The sequence below is a fragment of the Amycolatopsis panacis genome (genome assembly GCF_003600245.1).
GTDB classification, from domain to species: Bacteria; Actinomycetota; Actinomycetes; order Mycobacteriales; family Pseudonocardiaceae; genus Amycolatopsis; species Amycolatopsis sulphurea.
In genome coordinates, this window is sequence record NZ_QZFV01000069.1 from 58,072 (window position 1) to 77,219 (window position 19,148).

The 19,148-nt window shown below is 71.8% G+C and carries 16 protein-coding genes; 9 read left to right on the forward strand and 7 right to left on the reverse strand.

The window, feature by feature from the left end; translation table 11 throughout:
• Window positions 1-117: 117 nt before the first annotated feature.
• Window positions 118-2,094, reverse strand: a complete 1,977-nt coding sequence (ftsH, locus tag D5S19_RS09980) for an ATP-dependent zinc metalloprotease FtsH (protein ID WP_120023059.1) — start codon at window positions 2,092-2,094, stop codon at window positions 118-120.
• A gap of 373 nt (window positions 2,095-2,467) precedes the next feature.
• Here ftsH and D5S19_RS33775 point away from each other — a divergent pair, with 373 nt between their 5' ends.
• A complete protein-coding gene (locus D5S19_RS33775) occupies window positions 2,468-2,674 on the forward strand; it encodes an alcohol dehydrogenase catalytic domain-containing protein (protein ID WP_325050251.1) in 207 nt (68 codons plus the stop codon).
• Between the two features lie 151 nt (window positions 2,675-2,825).
• On the opposite strand, the gene D5S19_RS09990 is transcribed toward D5S19_RS33775, so the two are convergent.
• Window positions 2,826-3,458: a hypothetical protein gene (locus D5S19_RS09990; protein WP_120023093.1), complete on the reverse strand. Its 633-nt coding sequence runs from the start codon at window positions 3,456-3,458 to the stop codon at window positions 2,826-2,828.
• A 187-nt stretch (window positions 3,459-3,645) separates the two neighbouring features.
• Between D5S19_RS09990 and D5S19_RS09995 the strand changes: the two genes are divergently transcribed.
• From D5S19_RS09995 to D5S19_RS10020, 6 genes are all read left to right on the forward strand, one after another.
• The gene (locus tag D5S19_RS09995; protein WP_147397363.1) at window positions 3,646-4,143 is read left to right on the forward strand and encodes a hypothetical protein; all 498 of its coding nucleotides are present in this window, start codon (window positions 3,646-3,648) and stop codon (window positions 4,141-4,143) included.
• Window positions 4,140-4,790 (forward strand): DUF4389 domain-containing protein, encoded by a 651-nt coding sequence (locus D5S19_RS10000; protein WP_120023061.1) that lies wholly within the window; start codon window positions 4,140-4,142, stop codon window positions 4,788-4,790. The genes D5S19_RS09995 and D5S19_RS10000 overlap by 4 nt, the downstream gene beginning before the upstream one ends.
• A 98-nt stretch (window positions 4,791-4,888) precedes the next feature.
• Complete coding sequence (locus tag D5S19_RS10005; RefSeq protein ID WP_120023062.1) at window positions 4,889-5,296, forward strand: Hsp20/alpha crystallin family protein; 408 nt, start codon at window positions 4,889-4,891, stop codon at window positions 5,294-5,296.
• Window positions 5,297-5,537: 241 nt separating this feature from the next.
• Window positions 5,538-7,808: a phosphoenolpyruvate synthase gene (ppsA, locus tag D5S19_RS10010; RefSeq protein WP_120023063.1), complete on the forward strand. Its 2,271-nt coding sequence runs from the start codon at window positions 5,538-5,540 to the stop codon at window positions 7,806-7,808.
• 60 nt (window positions 7,809-7,868) lie between these two features.
• Window positions 7,869-8,570, forward strand: a complete 702-nt coding sequence (locus D5S19_RS10015) for a CBS domain-containing protein (protein WP_120023064.1) — start codon at window positions 7,869-7,871, stop codon at window positions 8,568-8,570.
• Window positions 8,571-8,890: 320 nt separating this feature from the next.
• Window positions 8,891-9,790, forward strand: coding sequence for a universal stress protein (locus tag D5S19_RS10020; protein WP_120023065.1), 900 nt, complete (start codon window positions 8,891-8,893; stop codon window positions 9,788-9,790).
• A gap of 184 nt (window positions 9,791-9,974) precedes the next feature.
• On the opposite strand, the gene D5S19_RS10025 is transcribed toward D5S19_RS10020, so the two are convergent.
• Window positions 9,975-10,205 carry an SHOCT domain-containing protein gene (locus D5S19_RS10025; RefSeq protein ID WP_233573804.1) on the reverse strand — a complete coding sequence of 77 codons (231 nt, stop codon included), beginning with the start codon at window positions 10,203-10,205 and terminating at the stop codon, window positions 9,975-9,977.
• A 15-nt stretch (window positions 10,206-10,220) separates the two neighbouring features.
• Window positions 10,221-11,234, reverse strand: coding sequence for an Acg family FMN-binding oxidoreductase (locus D5S19_RS10030; protein WP_120023066.1), 1,014 nt, complete (start codon window positions 11,232-11,234; stop codon window positions 10,221-10,223).
• A 680-nt stretch (window positions 11,235-11,914) separates the two neighbouring features.
• Between D5S19_RS10030 and D5S19_RS10040 the strand changes: the two genes are divergently transcribed.
• Entirely contained in the window at window positions 11,915-12,802 is an 888-nt protein-coding gene (locus tag D5S19_RS10040) for a universal stress protein (RefSeq protein ID WP_120023068.1), read from the forward strand.
• 147 nt (window positions 12,803-12,949) lie between these two features.
• The gene (locus tag D5S19_RS10045; protein ID WP_120023069.1) at window positions 12,950-13,408 is read left to right on the forward strand and encodes a hypothetical protein; all 459 of its coding nucleotides are present in this window, start codon (window positions 12,950-12,952) and stop codon (window positions 13,406-13,408) included.
• Window positions 13,409-13,675: 267 nt separating this feature from the next.
• On the opposite strand, the gene D5S19_RS10050 is transcribed toward D5S19_RS10045, so the two are convergent.
• From D5S19_RS10050 to D5S19_RS10060, 3 genes are all read right to left on the reverse strand, one after another.
• Complete coding sequence (locus tag D5S19_RS10050; protein WP_120023070.1) at window positions 13,676-14,161, reverse strand: universal stress protein; 486 nt, start codon at window positions 14,159-14,161, stop codon at window positions 13,676-13,678.
• 364 nt (window positions 14,162-14,525) lie between these two features.
• Window positions 14,526-17,333, reverse strand: coding sequence for a cation-translocating P-type ATPase (locus tag D5S19_RS10055; RefSeq protein ID WP_120023071.1), 2,808 nt, complete (start codon window positions 17,331-17,333; stop codon window positions 14,526-14,528).
• Window positions 17,334-17,434: 101 nt separating this feature from the next.
• On the reverse strand, window positions 17,435-19,147 hold the full coding sequence (locus tag D5S19_RS10060) for a SulP family inorganic anion transporter (RefSeq protein ID WP_120023072.1): 1,713 nt from the start codon (window positions 19,145-19,147) through the stop codon (window positions 17,435-17,437).
• Between the last annotated feature and the right edge of the window lies 1 nt (window position 19,148).

Consider the following 19,148-nt stretch of genomic DNA (forward strand, 5'->3'; position numbering starts at 1 on the left):
GTCCGCGGACCCTTCCCCCGGGACTGTTCGCTCGCGGTCGCGGGCCTCTCGCCGTGGTCCAGGCAGGAGGGGCGGTTCGCCGGTCCGGCTCGGTGCTCTCCCCGCCGGGAGACAGGGTCACCGGGCTCGGTTCCGGGCGGTCGCCAAGCCTCCGGCGGCGGGAAGATATCCTTGGTGCGCCGGGATTTCCGGCCTCGTCGCGGGGTGCCCACCGGAGTCGCGAAGGATGGCTCGGACAACGCTCCCGTCGACCGTCTCCTCCTCTTGCAGCCGGGCCGCGAGACGGTCGAGCGCCTCACGGTGCTGCCGGAGCAGCGCGAGCGCGCGGGCCTCGCCCTCGCGGACCAACCGGGCGATCTCTTCGTCCACGACTCGCTGCGTCTGCTCGGAGTACGGACGGCCCGGCGGTTCGGCGCGGTCGTCGGTGCCCATCGGGACGCTGCTGTGCCCGTAGCCGATCGGGCCGAGCGCGGGGGAGAGACCGAACTCGATGACCATCTTCGAGGCCACCGCCGTAGCCCCGGCGAGATCGTCGGCGGCGCCGGTGGATGCCTGCCCGAGCACGAGTATCTCGGCGGCCCGCCCGCCCAGCCGGACGGCGAGCAGATCGGCCAGATGGGCTTCGGAGTACAGGTGACGTTCCGCCTCCGGCAGCTGCTCGGTGGCTCCGAGCGCCATACCCGCCGGCAGGATCGTCACCTTCGCGACCGGGTCGGCGTGCTCGCACAACGCGGCGACGAGTGCGTGCCCGGATTCGTGTACCGCGACCGAGTGACGTTCCTCGGGCAGGAGCGCGTTGGAGGCGTCGCGCCGGCCAAGGAGTACCCGGTCGCGGGCGGTACCGAAGTCGGCCGCGGTGAGGGTGGTCCGGGAGTCCCGGACAGCGTTGATCGCCGCCTCGTTGACCAGGTTGGCCAGGTCGGCGCCGGAGAAGCCGGGTGTCCCGCGTGCCACCACGGTCAGGTCGACGTCCGGGGCGAGCCGCTTGTCGTCGATGTGCACGGCGAGGATCGCGGCGCGCTCCGCCTGGTTCGGCAGGGGCACCGCCACCTGCCGGTCGAACCGGCCGGGCCGCAGCAGCGCCGCGTCGAGCGTTTCCGGCCGGTTCGTGGCGGCCAGGACGACGATGCCGGTGCTCTGGTCGAAGCCGTCCATCTCGGCGAGCAGCTGGTTGAGGGTCTGCTCCCGTTCCTCGTGCCCGCCCATGCCACCGGGGCCACGGCGGCTGCCCACGGCGTCGATCTCGTCGATGAAGATGATGGACGGTGCGCGATCACGAGCCTGGGAGAACAGGTCCCGCACACGGGAGGCGCCGACCCCGACGAACATCTCCACGAACGCGGACCCGGTGATCGACAGAAAGGGCACGCTCGCCTCCCCGGCGACCGCTCGTGCGAGAAGTGTCTTCCCGGTTCCGGGCGGGCCGATCATGAGCACGCCTCGCGGCCCCTTCGCCCCGGCCGCGGCGTAGCGCGAGGGATCGCGCAGGAAGTCCACCACCTCGCTGATCTCCTGCTTCACCCCTTCGTACCCGGCCACGTCGGCGAACCGGGTGGTCGGTCGCTGCGCCTCGATGATCCGGGCCTTCGACCGGCCAAAACCGCCCATACCACCCAGTCCGGCCGCTCCGCCGGTGCCGGCGAGAGCGCGGCGGCCGGCCCACCAGAGGAGCCCGAAGACGAGCAGGATCGGCAGGTAGCCCAGCAGCGAGGTGAGCACGTCGCCGCTCCCCGTGGATTTCTCCCCGGTGATCGCCACGTTCTTCGCCGTCAGCGCCGTCGTGAGACGGGGGTCCGCGAGCGCGGTCGGCAGCTGGCTGGTGAAGCTTTTCCCGTCCCGGTAGCTCCCGTTGACCGCGCCGGCACTGTCGACCGTGATCGCCGAGACCTGGTTCTGGTCGACTTTGGCCAGCAGCTCGGAGTAGGTGAGGGCCGCGCTCTGCGACGTCCGGAGCATGGGCGTGACGATGAGCAGGACGATGCCGGCCACGCCGGCGGTGGTGACCAGCCAGCCGAGCAGGCCCGCGCGGTGCCGGGGGCCGGGCGGCGGGGGCGGCGGCGTGGGTGGCGGCCCCGGACGAGCGGTACGCGACATGGTTACCCGGACTTCCGGTGTCGGCCATTGCGGAGGGCGTTCGCGGCCACGAGCAGTACGAGGATCGCGGCTGTCACCGTCCGGCGTGTGGTGCTATGGGTGGGTGCGGCCATCGGGTCACTGTGCGGCCCGGCTCGTCCCGGCGGAAGTGCCGAATGTCCTCGGGCGGGGGGACCTGCGGACGTCGCATGTGGAGCCGACGTGAGGTCATCGTGGTTGATGATGAGCGCGGGGTGAGAGGGGTGGTTTTGATGGAGCGGATGTGGGGCTGGCGTGTGCGCGAGCCGGGGCCGATCGTCGGGCGGCCGTTGGTCGGGGAGCGGTTGCCGGTGCCGGCCCCGGGGAACTTCTGGTGCGGGTGCGCGTGTGCGGGGTGTGCCGCACGGATTTGCCTGTCGCGGAAGGAGATCTGCCGGTGCGCGCACCGGGGGTGATTCCGGGGCACGAGGTTGTCGGCGAGGTGGTGACGTGCGGGCTGGGTGGTTTCTCGCCCGGGGACCGGGTCGGTATCGCCTGGTTGCGCGCCACGTGCACGTCAGCACGACGGCCTATGCTCTTTCCGAGGCCGCGCAGGCGTTGACCGATCTCGCCGCAGGCCGGGTCACCGGAGCCGCGGTGCTGCACACGGACTGACCGAGCGGATCGGGCAGGACGCAGAACGAGGATGTCACAGGAACGGGCCCCGCCATCGTGCACCCGAGCCCGGCCGTCCGCGGCGGGAGCCATCCTGGTCAGTCGCCGTCTGGCCGGTGATAGGCGGCGAGGGTCCGTTGCCGCGCGTCCGATGCGATCGCTCGCAGCAAGGCGGTGTGCGCGAGCTGGGCGAACGGGGCCGCCACGCGCCAATACCGCCGGAACTTGAGCCAGCTGGGCGGATCCGTCAGCTGTACGCGGGTGTCGATCGTCAGCAGGCTCCGATGAGGACCATAGGGCCGCACGCCGAAGGTCAACACCAGCTTCCCGTAGCCGGGCTCGGCGAAGGCGGCGAACTCCGCCGGCCCGACTCGCCGCCAGGTGACGACGGGCCGCCAGAATTTCCCGGCCACTCCGACCGCGAACTCGGTGCCGGGATGTTCGCCGAGCAGGACCCAGTCGGAGCCGGCGGCGAGGTCGTCGACGGTCAGCCGGGTCGGCCGGCGGGGCGGGCCGTGGTGCCGGCCGCGCCAGCGGGCCGGCAGGGCGCGGAGCCGGCTCGCGGCCGTCACGAGTCCGCTGTGGATCTCGGTGAGATCGAGCGCGCGGGCCGCGGTGTAGGTCTGCTCGACGGGCGCGTCGACGATCACGTGCCGCACGAGGGAGAAATGGGGGTTCGGGACGAACCGGTCGCCGAGCAGGTCGGCGGCCCGGGATTCCTGCTCCATCATGGTTGCCTCCGGATCGATGCCGGTACCAGGCTCGGCCGTGGACCGGCTCCCCGCCAGGGCCGGGCGGGCCTTCCCGCCCACGATTTCGTCCCAGCCGGAAAGGACTTCCTGCCCTGTGGGCCGCCGCCACCACCCGCCCACCGTGGATGAGCGGCACCGGACGGGAGCCGCCGGGAGGCTGATCATCATGAGGATCGCCGTGGCAGCGCCCCGGCGTGGGGCGACTTGGGAGACCACGGAAAGGCTCGCCGATGCGTCGCGCGCGGCGCCGCGGGGAGCATTCCTGCCCGTGGAGGTGACGGCCCGCGATCCCGCCCGCTTCGCGTCGTTGACGGGGCACGGCGTGGTAGTGCCGGGCAATGCCGTCTACTTCGGACACTGGCCCGCCGCGCGGACGCCCGGACGCACCTGCGGATCGGAATCCGCGGGATTCCCGGTATGGCTGTTCCCGAGCGGGCGGATCCGGGACCGGCGTCCGGGGGAGAACTCGCTCTCCGCGCCCGAGCATCGCCCTGTCGGCCGAACGATCGACCGGGCGCGCAGGTCCTTCGACCAGCGGACAGTGCGCACGGCCCGGTACCGTCCGGAAGGTGACCACCGGTCTCGGCCCACTGTCCGGTCCTGGGCCCGGGAGATCGCGCGGCAGCTCACCGCGACGCCGGCTGCTCCGGGGGGTTCGTCGTGACGTCGGCTTACCCGGTACGGGTCGAAGCCGACCTCGATGAGCCGCTCTCGCGCTGGCTGTGGCTGGTGAAATGGCTCCTGCTGGTGCCCCATTGGGTCGTACTCGCGGTGCTGTGGCTGGCCTATCCGGTCGTCGGGCTCTGCGCGTTGTTCGCGATCCTCATCACCGGCAGGTATCCCCGTCCGCTCTTCGCGTTCACCGTGGGCGTCCTGCGCTGGAGCTGGCGGGTGCACTACTACGGCTACGCCGCGCTGGGCACCGACCGCTACCCGCCGTTCACCTGGTCGGCCGACGTGGCCTATCCCGCACGGCTGGACGTCGCGTATCCGGACCGGCTTTCCCGCGGCCTGGTGCTGGTGAAGTGGTGGCTGCTCGTCCTGCCCCACGCGTTCGTGGTGGCCCTGTTCACCGGCGCCGGCGGGTTCGCCGCGCATCCCGGTGCCGGGGCGGGCTGGGACGGCGGGCTCATCGGCGTCCTGGTGCTCGTCGCGGCTGTGGTCCTGCTGTTCACCGGGAGATACCCCCGGCCGGTGTTCGATTTCGTGCTCGGGATGGACCGGTGGACGCTGCGCGTGGCCGCCTACGCGTCGTTGCTCACCGACGCGTATCCGCCGTTCCGGCTGGACCAGGGTGGCGCCGAGCGGTGACCTTCGTCCCTCGGGTTCGGGCAGTCCGGCCGCGTCGCCACGGTGGGCGCCCGGAGTTGCCTGAAGGTGCGACACCGTTCGCGAGGAGAGGAGTGAGCATGACTTCCATGTTGCCCGGTTCCCGGCTGACGTTGCCGAGCATCGCCGCCTGGTTGGAGCGGCCGTGGCCGTTCGGCGAGCACAACCCGGTGCGCATCGAGGAGACCACGGCGGAAGGGCGCTACACGATGCGCGCCGAACTGCCGGGCATCGACCCGGAGAAGCACATCTCGGTGACGACGCACGACGGGATGCTGACGATCGAGGCGGAGCGCGAGGCGAACGAGGACGCCGATGGCCACAGTGAGTTCTACTACGGCAAGTTCCGCCGTACGGTCACGCTCCCGGCCGGTGCGGAGGACACGAAGGTCAGCGCGAACTACGTCAACGGAATCCTCGAGATCTCGATGCCGCTGACGGAACACCCGCACGAGAAGCAGGTCAAGATCCACGTCGCGCGTGCGTGAGTGATCCGGCGGTGGGCGGGCCGGTGCCCGCCCACCGGTTCGCGCCGGACCGGTGGGCGGGGAGCGTGCTTCTTTCGAGCCCACGGTGGTCGTGCTCACCCGCCCGTGGCCTCGCCCACACGCTGTTCCCGGCGTGCCCTGGGCACCCCGCCGGCTCGCGTGGCGGCGCTCCGGAACCTCGCGCTGCCTCCCGATCGCGTCCCACCACCGCGCCTGATGGTGCGTGCAAGGAGAAATCGCCATGTCAATGCTGCGAAATCTGGCGGAGCTGAGCCTTGCCGACGCGGAGACCGCGGGTGGCAAGGGCGCCAATCTCGGTGAGCTGCTCGCCGCCGGATACCCGGTTCCCGCGGGATTCGTGCTCACCCGGGACGCCTACTGGACGGCGCTGGAGGCCGCCGGCGTCCGCGCCGAGGTCGCCGGCCTGCACGCGAAGGCTTTGACCACTGTGGACGATTCCGGCGCGCTCGCGTCCGCCTGCGACCGGTTGCGCGAACTGGTGCGTGGGGCCGGGCTGACGCCGGAACTGAAGAAGGCCGTGGAGGCGGCGTACACCGGACTGGAGGCCCGGTCCGGGGTGGCTGTCCGCTCGTCGGCGACCGGTGAGGACGGGGCCGAAGCCTCGTTCGCCGGGATGAACGCCAGCTATACCAACGTGCTCGACGAGCCGACGCTCGCGCGGCGGGTCGTCGATTGCTGGGCCTCGCTGTTCTCGCCGCGGGTCGTGAGCTATCGCGCGAGTCGCGGATTCACCGGCGAACCGGCCATCGCGGTCGTCGTGCAGCGGATGGTCGAGGCCGAGTGTTCCGGGGTGATCTTCACGGCCGATCCGCGCACCGGCGATCGGGACCGGGTCGTCGTGGAAGCGGTGTTCGGGCAGGGCGAGGCGATCGTCAGCGGCGCGGTGGAACCGGACACCTATGTGGTGGCGAAAGCGGACCTGCGTGTGCTGAGCGCGAGGATAGGCACCCAGACGCACAAGATCATCGCCGAAGCCGGTGGCGGTGACGTGAAGATCGCGCTGCGGGCGCAAGCCGGCGGTCGCCGGGTGCTCGACGACGCGACCGTGCTCGAGCTCACCCGGCTCGCCTCCCGGGTGGAGGATCACTACGGCGTGCCCCAGGACATCGAGTTCGCGATCGCCGGCCACAAGACGTGGGTCGTGCAGTCGCGCCCGATCACCACGCTGCCTCCGGAACGAGAAGGGGGAACAGGGGCACTGGTGACCGGTCTCGCCGCTTCGCCGGGAGTGGCCAGCGGCGCGGTCCGGGTCTTGCGGGATCCTGCCGAGGCCCGCTCGTTGCGGGACGGCGAAGTCCTTGTCGCTCGAATGACCACGCCGGACTGGGTGCCGGCGATCCGGCGGGCCGCGGCTCTGGTGACCGACGGCGGCGGGATGACCTGTCACGCTGCCGTGGTCGCCCGGGAACTCGGCGTCCCGTGCGTGGTCGGCACCGGAGACGCCACCAGGGTGCTGGCGGAGCGCACTTTGGTGACTGTCGACGGCGCGAAGGGCGAGGTACGGGCGGGCGCGGTGACGCGTCAGGCGGCCCACACGGCCCCGGTCGCCGTGGCGCCTGCCGCGGAAACGATCGGAACCCGCCTGTATGTGAACCTCGCGATGCCGGAGCACGCCGAGGAAGTCGCGGCCGGCGCGGTCGACGGCGTCGGCCTGCTGCGGGCGGAGTTCCTGCTCACCACGGCGCTGCGTGGCCGGCACCCCCGGGATCTGCTCGCCCGCGGCGAGGAAGAGTCCTTCGTGGACTCGATGGCGGAATCCCTGCTCCGGATCACCACGGCGTTCGGTTCCCGTCCGGTCGTCTACCGGGCCACGGATCTGCGCAGCAACGAGTTCCGTGGACTCGACGGCGGCGAGGCTTTCGAACCCGTGGAGAACAACCCGATGATCGGCTACCGGGGCTGTTACCGGTATCTGCGTGAGCCCGACCTTTTCGCGCTGGAGCTGCGTACGCTGGCCCGGGTGCGCGAGCGGAGCCCGAACCTGCACCTGATGATCCCGTTCGTGCGTACCAAGTGGGAACTGGAGGCGTGCCTGGAGGTGGTGGACGCGAGCCCGCTCGGCCGGCAGCGCGGGCTGCGCCGATGGGTGATGGCCGAGGTCCCATCGGTCGTGTACTGGCTGCCGGAATACGCCGGTCTGGGCCTCGACGGGGTTTCGATCGGCAGCAACGACCTGACCCAGCTGATGCTCGGGGTCGACCGCGATTCCACGGTCTGCGCGGAACTGTTCGACGAGGCGGACCCGGCGGTCCTGGACGCGATCACCAGGATCGTCGGCATCGCGAACGCCAGGGGCATCACCTCCTCCCTGTGCGGCCAGGCACCGTCGGTGAACGCGGAGTTCACCGACCATCTCGTCAAAGCCGGCATCACCTCCATCTCGGTCAACCCGGACGCGATCGGCGCCGCGCGGCACGCGATCGCCGCGGCCGAACGTCGCGTCCTGCTGCGCGAGGGCCCGAATGAACCCGAGTGGAGAAGACAGCCATGACCACGGCGCATCAAGGGACCTTCGGCGATCAGCCCGGTCCCGGTGGGGTGAGGAGCAGAGATGACAGCACAGCATCGAGTCCGCTCGGTCATGACGACCGACGTGGCCGGCGTCGGTCCGGAGACGCCGTTCAAGGCGGTCGCGGTCCTGCTGGAGGAGCGTGGCGTGGGCGGTGCCCCGGTGGTGGACACCGGCGGGCACGTTCTGGGCGTGGTGTCCCGCGGTGATCTACTGGAGCGGAAGGTGGCGCACCGCGGCTTCGGCTCGCGGGCCCGCCGCAACCGGCGCAAGGGCGACGCGGTGTTCGCGGGCGACCTGATGAGCCGCCCCGCGATCACGGTGGGCGCGGACGACGACATCGTGCGCGCGGCGCAACTGATGGAGGACCATCGGGTGCACCGGCTGCCGGTCGTGGACGAGCACGGCGCACTCGCGGGGATCGTCACCCGGGCCGATCTGCTGCGGGTGTTCCTGCGAGCGGACAACCAGATCCGGGACGAGGTGCGCGATGAGGTACTCGAACGGGAGATGTGCGTGGATCCCGCGGCCTTCTTCGTCTCGGTGCACCAGGGGATCGTCACCATCGACGGCGCGGTCGAACGGTACAGCATGATCCCGCTGATGGAAGCACTGATCCGGCGGGTGGACGGCGTGGTCGAGGTACGCGCGCGGCTCGCCGCGACCCGGGACGACCGGCATCCTGACCCGGACGTCCCGCCGGCGGGCGGTCTTTTCGGGAAGCGGTCCATCCACCGGCCCTGACCGCCGGTCCTTCCCCGCGACCGCCGGCTGCCGGGCGCTCCGCTGTCCTGGCGGAGTGCCCGCCGGGTTCTTCGCTCGTATCGCACACCGTCGGCTTTGACCTGCTGGACCAGGGGGTGTGGGCGTCGGCCTCCTTCGCGACCCGCGGCCGCGCGGGCTGGGGTCGATCACGACCACCGTGGCGGGCCGGCCCACGCACCGGAGCGGGGACGCAAAGGCCGAAGGTCCCCGCTCCGGGAGTCCGATGCCGCTGCCGCCCACCGGTGCCGGCCTCTACTGTGCGACAGCGAAACCTGTGCCCGGCAAGGAAAGGTGACTCGATGCCCGACTTCCCGACCGCGCTCGTCGCGGGTACCGACGGCTCGCCCGCGGCGGCACGAGCCCTGCGCTGGGCGGCGCGGGCCGCTCGGCAGCGGAAGCGCGAATTGCGGATCGTGCACGTCCTCGAAGATCCGTGGTCCGGCTTTCCCCACCTGGAGCCGGCCGGGAAGGACATCGAGCATGTGCTGGCGGCCCGGGGGCACCGGATTCTCCGCAGGGCGGTCGAAGTGGTCCAGGAGGTAGCTCCGGACCTGCGGCCGGAACCGGTGCTGCGCCGGGGTCGCGTGCCGGAGTGGCTCGCCACCGTGGCGGAGGACGCGGCTCTGCTTGTGCTCGGCAGCCCGCAGGCAAGGGTGCGGGGACGGATCCTGCCCGGTTCTGTGGCGCTTTCCCTCGCAGCGCAGGGGAAGTGCCCGGTGGCGGTGGTGCGCCCGCACGTTGCCGAGGAGGAGGCGCCGGCGACCGGTCCGATCGTGGCCGGTGTCGACGGCTCGCCGGCGAGTGAGCGTGCCCTCGCTATCGCGTTTGACGAAGCAGCGTGGCGGAACGCTCCGCTCACCGCCGTGCATTGCTGGGACGATCGGCTCCTGTCGGCGCTCTTCGAGGAGAATCACTGGACCTTCGATGGCGGAGCCGAGCGGGGAGCGGAAGAGATTCTGGCCGAGCGGCTGGCGGGCTGGGCGGAGAAGTACCCGGAGGTGCCGGTGCGCCGGGTGGTCGTGCGCGGCCACCCGGCGGAGGGCCTGCTCGATCTCGCGGACGGCGCTCAGCTGCTCGTGGTCGGCGGCCGCGGCCGCGGCGGGCTGGCGGGGCTGCTGCTCGGGTCGACCAGCCAGGCCGCCCTGTCCTACGCGTTGTGCCCGGTCGTCGTGGCCCGTCCCATGGCCGCGGAATCGTGAAGAGCGGGTCCTCGCCGGTTCGGTTCCACCACGCGTGCTGGTGCCCCGGCGGTGTTGTGGTGAGTAGCCGCGATGATGCCGGGCGCGGCGACGCACGCCCGCCACACCGGTCGCGGGCGGCGGAGAACACACGACCCGGCCGTGGCGCGCCGGGCCATGGCCGGTCTATCGGGATCTCGGGGGATCAGCGCCGCAACGCCTCCCGGCGGCGGTCGTATTCCTCCTGATCGATTTCGCCGCGGGCGAACCGCTCGCGCAGGATGCGAAAGGCCGCGTCACGGTCCGAAGCGGACGCCGGCAGGCGGCGCAGCAGCACAGTGATCGTCACGGCCGCGCCGAGCACGATCAGGATCGCGACGATCAGGAACGCCGGGCCGACCCAGCCGGCCATCGGGTGGTCATACCAGTAGGGCACGGGAAGCTCCTTCGTTCAGCGCCACTGCCACCTCGCCGGGTCGGTGGCCTCCAGCGGGGCCATGACCTCCTCCACTGCCCGGCGCGGGGTCGCGGGCAGCGGATCGGCGTTCGCCGGCGCCCAGCCCAGCCGCAGCACCATCTGCGGGAAGACGCCGCCGAGCACTTGCTGCCGGACCTCCCGCCGCACGTCCGGGATCTCGAGCGGTTCGGTCAGCGGGCAGCTCGCGAGGCCGAATCGGGTCGCGGAGAGCAGTACGGCACTGGTGGCTTCGCCCGCCCGCAGACGCGAAAGCCGGTCGTCGGACGCCGTGCCCAGCACGACGAGCACGGTTTCGTCGTCCTCGCCCGCCGCGCCCGGTGCTTCGCGCAGCCGGGGATCGGAAAAGGGCCGGTCCGGGAGTGCGCCGGGGGTGCGGTCGGGGGCAGGGGCGTTGCGCGCCGGGACTCCGTCCGGCGCGGCGTGGCGGCCGCTCCAGGCGGCGAGTTCGGTCCGGTAGGCAGGATCGGCGTCGTGCTGTCGCGCCGCCGCGACGATCGCCTCGGCGAGGTAGTAGCGCTCCGCGTCCTCGGCCACGCGGAGGACGACGCCTTCGCCCGCGGCGTCCTCGGCGATGGTTTCGAGATGCCTGCGTGGCACCTCCCACGAGCTGTGCCTGCGGCGATCGGTGCGCCGGCGCGGAATCGCCGCGGCGAGCGCGATCTCGTCCTGGGATGGTTCGTGCCGGTGCAGTTCGAGCGCGGCGAGATGGTCCGGATCCGAGCCGTTGGGCAGTCTGTGGACCTCGGCACGCCAGCCGAGCGCCGCGAACGCGATGCGCGCGTGGTGCAGAGCCGCGCCGCAGCTGAGCAGGAGATCCCGGCCGTCCGGATCCGTTCGGCTGAGCTGCCGGGACGGGTCGGTGTAGAGATGGAGGGACTGGGCGCCGACGGCCCAGCGCCAGGGCTGGGAGTTGTGCACCGAAGGGGCCCGGATCGCCATCGCGATCGCGGTCTTGACGGTGTAGTCGTCGGGGAGTCCACGTTCCATGGGGCGGGCCTGCCTAGTCGTCTCGTCCGATACCGGTCTCGAATGTCGCACGGGGCGGTTTTCCGGTGCAGGGCCGGAGTTCCCCAGGCCGAAGGACTTTCGCCGACGCCTGCTGAGCACGGCGACGGCGTGGGCCGGCCGCAGGAGCGCGGCGGCCGAAGGTCGTCGGCGAGTGCTGTGGCAGCTGCGGACTGTTCGGCTCCACGGCAGGCCACCGGAGCACTCGGCGTGTCCGGCGAGCAGTACGCCGGGGGGTCCGCCGGAACCGGCCGTGCGAGGCCCACCGGGAAAGAACGGACGGTCGGCGAGAAGGGACCGGTCCTCGGCACGCCGGCCTGCCGAGGACCGGTCGCGTCCGCGCCTGGTGTGGACGGCACTGGTGCCTCCGGCAGTGGCGGCTTCCGGTGACGTTGGTCCCTTCACGGGATGCCTTGCGGCCGGTGTGCGACGGTGGCGATCCAGGGTTGGCTCGACGGGACCGGTCAGAGCGATCCGACAGGAGCGAGCGTGATGATGCAAGGGGTGGCCGTCCGCTGGGGCGGAGAGTGGTCATCGGCCCCGCTCAAGGTCCGGGGCCGGGTGCGGCCGCGCACATGGTCGGTGCGCGCCACGCGGCTCGGGCACTGGTCCCGGAGCTTGTGCGGGGGTTCCGCTGAGGTCCTCGGCACCGGGCGGCGGCCGTGAAACCTGTCGTCGTCGGCGTCGATGGGAGCGCGACCGCCACGGCGGCGGCGCAGTGGGCCGCGCGGGAAGCCAAGCTGCGGCACACGCCGCTGACCGTGCTGATGGCATCCGGCTTCGGCGACGGCGGGTTCGGTGCGAAGGCGCATACACCCGTTGCCTGGCGCGAGACGAAGGAAACTCTCGCGGGGCAATTGCTGCGGACGATCCGGGACGATCTCGCGGCGGCGGAACCAGGTGTGCGGATCACGGCCGAGATGAGCCCGGCGGATCCGGAAACCGCGCTGCGGCACGCGTCCGGGGACGCGTGCCTGCTTGTCCTCGGGAAGCCGACCGGCACCTTGTCCGGGCTGCTCGCCGGTTCACCGGACCTCGACCTGGTGGCCCGCGCCCAGTGCCCGGTCGTCGTGGTGCGCGGGCAGAGCCGTGAGGGCGGACCGGTCGTCGTCGGTGTCGACGGGAGCCCGTTCAGTGAAGCGGCGATCGCGCAGGCCTTCGAAGAGGCTTCACTGCACGAGGTGTCACTCGTCGCGTTGCACACGTGGCTGGACGGCGGCGCGAGCCGGCTCTGCGGCGAAGAGCGCGGCGATTTCCCTGCCGCGATCCGGGAAGCCGAACGGCAGGTACTCGTCGAGCGGCTGGCCGGCTGGCGGGAGCGGTACCCGGACATCCCTGTCGAGCGGGTCGTCGAACAGGACCGGCCCCGGGACCGGCTGCTGGATCGCAGCGCGGACGCCTCCCTCATGGTGCTCGGCAGCCGGGGCCGTGGTGGCTTCACCGGCATGGTGCTCGGCTCGACCAGCCATGCTCTGCTCCATCACGCCGCGTGCCCGGTCCTCGTCTCCCGGCCGCACACCACGGAATCCCGGATCGCCGAGGCACGATGAGGCGCGGCCAGGGACGACCACCCGCGCAGGGCCCGCCGGACTCGGCGGAGGGTCCAAGGTCCACGGCGTCCTGGTGGGACCTTCGGCCCGTCGGGCGGTATGCATTCCGGCCTGCGAGCGCTTGAGCCCAGCGAAGGGGGCAGGGGTATGGCGGGAGTGCTGTTGACGCATCGTGAATGCGTCGGATTGCTGCAGCCGGAGGGCAGCCCCCGCTGCGGCCTCGTCGCGATCGACGGCCGCGTGCCGGTTCCGCTCGCCTGTTTCCCGCTTGCCGGGGGCGATGTCTTCATCCCGGCCGAGGAGGACGGCGTCCTGGCGCGGATGGCCGCCTGGCGCCCGGTGTCGATCGAGTTCACCGGACGCGATCAAGCCGGGTCCGGGCGGTGGACCGTGCGGGGACTCGGGCTGGCACGGCCGATCCATGATCCCGCCGGCCCGTGGCGCCTCCCGCGCGCGGCGCGGCTTGCGGTGTCCGGCCGATGCGGTGGCGGTGTCCGGGTCGTGCTGGCGCGGTTGCACGGGTACCAGGAGGACCCCGCCGTGGACCTCCCGATGCAGCGCGCAGGAAGGCCGGAGGCGCGGACGGAAACGGAGGGAAGGACGTGAGGTCGTCTGGCACTGCTGGCCCGGGTCGAGGCCGAACGAGGCGCTCGATGGCACCAAGGACCCGCGCGAGATGCCAGGCCACCCTCGTCAGCGGTAGGCTGGAACCGTACCTGGGCCACCTGTCATCTACGGTCCACTAGGGACCCTCTGGCGCCGGGTTGCACGCGGTTGACATGACAATGACCGACCTAGCCCCGGTTCCTCCGTGCGTGTGCTGAGATTCCGGGCGACAGCAACGGGATGCCGCGCCGGTGCGCTGAACCGCGGTCACTCCCGCGGTGCCGGACGCGGCGTGCCGGCGAGCAGCTGGCCGACCAGGCCGCCCGGCATCCAGGCGCGCGGCGGGACCACCACGACCGGGCAGTGCGCCCGCCGCAGGCAGGTCGCGCTGACGGAGCCGACCAGAAGGTTCCGCCATTTCCCCTTTCCATGGCTGCCTACCACGAGCAACTGGGCGTCGCGTGACAGGTCCACGAGGACGTCCGCCGCGTCACCGTCCGGTACGGCGCAGCGCACCACGACACCAGGCCGTGCGGCGGCGACCTGGTCTTCCAGCTCCCGCAGATGGATCCGCCGTGCCTCGACCTTCGTCCGATGCAGGGACGGGTCATCCAGCATCGGGTCGTACAGCCATGCCGTGACCGCGTCGACTTCGGCCCCGGTGCGCGTCGCCCAGTCGATGGCCCACGTCAGCGCCGCCCGGCCGGCGTCCGACCCGTCGACACCGGCCAGCACGGTGTTCTTCTTGGTCATGGTCTACTCCTTCCGCCGAGACGTGGCCGCGACGCTGGTCCGGTGCGGGGAAGAGGTGGCGCCGGATCTGTTCACGAAACCGCGCCGGTCGAGCTGTTCCGGCCCGTCCGGCCGCTCTCGCCGCGGATCGTCTGCGCGAAGAGGCTGGGCAAGAGCATGCTCACGCAGGCCGGGAAACACTTCAGTCGAACCGGCACGGCATACCTCGCGCTGTCGTCGAGTCGCAGGGACTTCCGTGCACGGTATGAGCGGTTGTGGCAGGTGGGGAGGGCCGGAGGAATCTTCGGCGAGGGCGTTGGACCCGGATCGGACATCCGGCCGCGGGCTGCGCCTCGGTGGATGGCCGAACGCCCGCTGATCGGCGTCAGCCGTGGGGATGCGACGCCGGGCCGGAAGTATGCCGCCGCCAGGCGCGGCGGAGTTCGTCGGCTCCCCAGACGACGACGGGGAACGGCGCGATCAGGGCCAGTTGCCAGGGTTCCGGCGCCGCGGTGCCGAAGACCGGCTGGAGGAACGGCGTATAGGCGAGCGCCAGTGCGAACGCGATCTCGAACGCGATTCCGCCCAGCAGGGCCGGATTGCTGAACGGCCCGATCTCGCGCAGCGAGGCGTGGCCGGTGCGGGCGGCGAACGCGGTGCCGATCTGGCAGCAGACCAGCCCGAGCCAGGCCGTCGTGCCGGCCTGCTGATAGGCGTGCCGGAGCGGACTGCCCGGGCCGGTCCGCACGCCGAGGTGCCAGCCCGCGGCGGCGAGCGCGACCAGGAACGCGCCCAGCACCAGCACGGCGGAGATCACCCCGAGGAATCCCCAGGCGCGGGCGAGCAGCGCGCCGTCGATGACCCCGCGCCCGCGGGGGCGGGGCGGGCGGTCCATCAGCCCGGGCTCGGCCCGCTCCCGGCCGAGTGCCAGCGCGGGCAGGATGTCGGTGCCGAGATCGACGGCGAGGATCTGCAGCACGGTGAGCGGCATCGGGATCGCACCACCGGACAGCGCGAACACCAGGAACGGCACCACTTCGGGGACCGCGTGGGTGAAGATGTAGAGAATGAACTTCCGCACGTTGTCATACACCCGGCGGCCGGCCTCGACGGCGGCGACGATGGTGCCGAAATCGTCGTCGGTCAGGACCATTGTCGACGCTTCGCGGGCGACGTCGGTGCCGGACAGTCCCATCGCCACGCCGATGTCGGCCCGGTGCAGGGCCGGCGCGTCGTTGACGCCGTCTCCGGTCATCGCGACGACGTCCCGCTGCGCGCGCAACGCGTCCGCGATCCGCAGCTTCGCCTCGGGTGAGCTGCGGGCGAACACGATCTCGTCTGGTCCGGCGAGGAGGGCGTCGAGCTCGGGTTCGCCGAGGGCGTCCAGTTCCGGGCCGGTGATGATCGGCGAGGTGGGCGAGCCGATCCCGCAGCGCCGCGCGATCTCGGCGGTGGTCAGTCCGTTGTCGCCCGACACCACGTGGATGCGGATGCCCGCGCGGTGTGCCCGCGCGACAGCGCCGGCGACTTGGGGGCGAGGCGGGTCGACCATCGCCACCAGCCCGAGCAGGCACAACTCGCGTTCCGCGTCCGCACGGGTCAGGCCGTCGGGCGCGGAGCCTTCCCACCGGCGTTCGGCTATCGCCAGTAACCGCAGTCCTTGCGCCGCGTAGCCATCCGCGACCGCCCGCAGCCTGGTGCGGTCCTGCTCGGTCAAGGGGCGCGGCCCGGGCTCGCCGGCGAGTGTCGTGCAGAGCGGCAGAACGGTCTCGGGCGCGCCCTTGGTCCGCAGAGACTCCTCCCCGGCGGCAGTACGATCAAGCGTGGACATCCGCTTGAGATGCGGGTCGAAAGGGAACATGGTGCGCCGGTCTCGTGCCCGCCCGGTCGGCTCCACCGCGACCCCTGCCAGCGCGGCGAGTTCGAGCAAGGCGACTTCGGTCGGGTCGCCGGTCGCCTGATGGCCGGGCGTCGCCGGCTCGGCGTTGGTACAGGCGCCGGCCGCCGCCGCGAGCCGGCGGACTACCGCCGACGCGTGGAACTCCGGAACGCCGGGGGAGACTTCGCCGCCGGGGAGCCAGATCGTCGTCACTTTCATCCGGTTCTCCGTGAGGGTCCCGGTCTTGTCGGTACAGATCACCGTCGTCGAGCCGAGCGTTTCGATCGCGGAGAGACGTTTGACGACGGCGCCGCGGCGCGCGAGGTCACGGACCCCGACCGCGAGGGCGAGCGTGATGGTCGGCAGCAGCCCTTCCGGGACGTTGGCCACGATCAGGCCGATGGCGAAGGTGACGGCCGCGCTCCAGCTCAGTCCCGCGAGCACGCCGGCCGGCAGGAAGACCAGGCCGGCTCCGGCGGCGACCAGCGCGATCAGCCAGGCGGCGCGTTTCACCTGCCGCTCCAGGGGGCTTTCGGCGCGGGCGGTGCGTTGCGAGAGGGCGGCGATCCGGCCGAGTTCGGTCCGCATGCCCGTCGCGGTCACCACGCCGGTGGCTTCACCGACGGTGCACGTGGTGCCGCTGAAGACGAGGTCGTGCGCGTCGAGGAGCGGTCCTCGCGTGTCGAGGCGGTCGGCGGAGCGGGCTGCCGGCAGCGATTCCCCGGTGAGGGTGGAGAGATCCACTTCGAGTTCGCCGTGGACCAGCCGCGCGTCCGCGCAGATCCGATCGCCCTCCTCGATCAGGACCACGTCGCCGGGGACCAGCGCGGTCGCGTCGACCTCGGTCCGGTGCCCGTCCCGCAGCACGTGCGCCTTGCTCGGGAGGTACGCGGCCAGCGCTTCGACGGCACGCTCGGCCTGCTGCTCCTGCGCGAACGCGAAGGCGGCGTTGAGGACCACGACCGCGACGATGGCTGTCGTGAGCACCGGGGTGCCGGCGACCCAGGCGAGCGCGGCGGCGACGAGGAGCAGCAGCGCCAGCGGATGGGTGAACTGGTCGAGCAATTCCCGCGGCCAGCGGCGGGATCCGCGCCGGGCCAGTTCGTTCGGGCCGTGCACGACCAGCCGACGCTGGGCTTCCCGCTCGCCCAGCCCGTTCCCGGTCGTGCGCAGGTCGCGCAGGACCAGCTCCAGCGGCCGCCGCGGATCGGCGTCCGCCTCGGCCACAGAGCCGCGGGTCGCGTCCACGGGCGGTCGCCTTTCGATCGGTCGGGCGGCGTACTTCGAGGGCGAGTTCCACCATGGTGGCGACATCGGTGCCGGGTCAGGGCAGAAGGTCACCGGCCGGGACGACTTTCTCCGCGGGAGCGGGGAGAGCCGTTTCTGTTCGCCGGGCCGGATCTCGTGGCCATCGCTTATCCGCGGCTCGCGTCGCCGGGCGACTTGCCGTGCCTGGCCTCGTACCACTGCGCGTATGCCGCGACTGCGGACGGGAGCGTCATGAAAATCCGGTTGGCGCCGATCCGGTCGACGAGCCCGGCCGCGGAGAGCTGATCGTGCACGTCCTGTTTGACCCGGGCCATCGCGAAGACGATCCCGCGCCGGTCGAGCTCGGCGCGCAACTGGTCGAGTGCGTCGGCGCCGGAGAAATCGATCTCGACGTTCGCTTCGGCGTTGAGGAGGAACCATTCGGTCGAATCGCCGAGCGAGCCCAGCGCGCGGGCCCGGAAATTCTCGGCGTTGGCGAAGCAGAGCGGGGCGTCGTAGCGGTAGACGATCAGCCCGGGTATCGGCTGTGCCTCGGGATAGTCGTCGACGTCGTGCATGCCGGCCACACCCGGTACGTAGGCGAGGATGCCGTCGTGTGGCCGGGCGAGCTTGCGCAGCAGATCGAGGACGGAGAGGGCGATCGCGGCGAGGACGCCGTACAGGACGCCGAAGCCGACCACCGCGGCCGTGGTGAGTACGGCGAGCACGAACTCGCTGCGGCGGAACCGTGCGATCCGGCGGAATTCCGGAAGATCGATCAGCCGGAATGCCGCGTAGACCACGAGCGCGCCGAGCGCGGCGGCCGGGAACACCGCGAGAACCGGTCCACCCACGAGCAGAACGAGCACGAGCCCCGCGAGTGTGACGACAGAGTACAGCTGAGTGCGGCTGCCCACGGCGTCGCCGAGCACGGTTCGGCTGGCGCTGCAGCTGACCGGGAACCCGTGCAGCAATCCTGCCGCGACGTTGATCGCGCCCAGCGCGGTGAGTTCCTGGTTCGCGTCGACCGTCTCTCCCCTGCGGCTCGCGAACGCGCGTGAGGTGAGGGTGATATCGGAGTATCCGACAAGCAGGATGCCCGCGGCGGGCAGGACGAGCGCCGCGAGGTCGCTGCCGGACACGAAGGCGAGGCCGGGTACGGGCAGTCCGCGGGGGACCTGTCCCACGACCTGAACTCCGTGCTGCTGCAGAGAAAACACCGCCACCGCCGCGGTGGCCGCCAGTACGGCGAGCAAGGGGCCGGGTGCTTGCGGCGCAACCCGGGCGAGCACCAGCAGCAGCACGAGCACCGCCCCGGCGATCGCAAGGGTCGGCCAGTGCACGTGGCGGACGGCTCGCAGGAACCCATTGACCTGCTGCAGCACGTCGGAGCCGGTGACCGGAGCGCCGGTCACCGCGCCCAGTTCGCCGGCGATCATGAGGACGGCTATCCCGGCCAGGTAGCCGGTCAGCACCGGCTTGGACAGCAGCTCGGCGAAGAACCCCAATCGCGCGAGACGGCCGAGCAGGCCGAACACTCCGACCAGTACCGCGAGTACAGCGGCCAGCGTCGCGTATCGGCGCGGGTCTCCGGACGCGAGCGGGCCGAGCGTGACCGCCGTCATCAGCGCTGTGCTCGACTCCGGGCCGACCGAAAGCTGCCGGGAGGAACCGAGCAGCGTGTAAACCGCAAGCGGCCCGAGCGCCGCCCACAGGCCGGTGACGGGAGGAAGCCCGGCGACGGTCGCGTACGCCATGACCTGGGGGACGAGGTACGCGGCAACGGTGACGCCGGCCTGTAGGTCGCCGCGTAGTGACCGCCGGTCGTAAGTGCGGAATTGCCCGAGTCCGGGTGCCAGGGTGGACCACGTCGGCCGCACG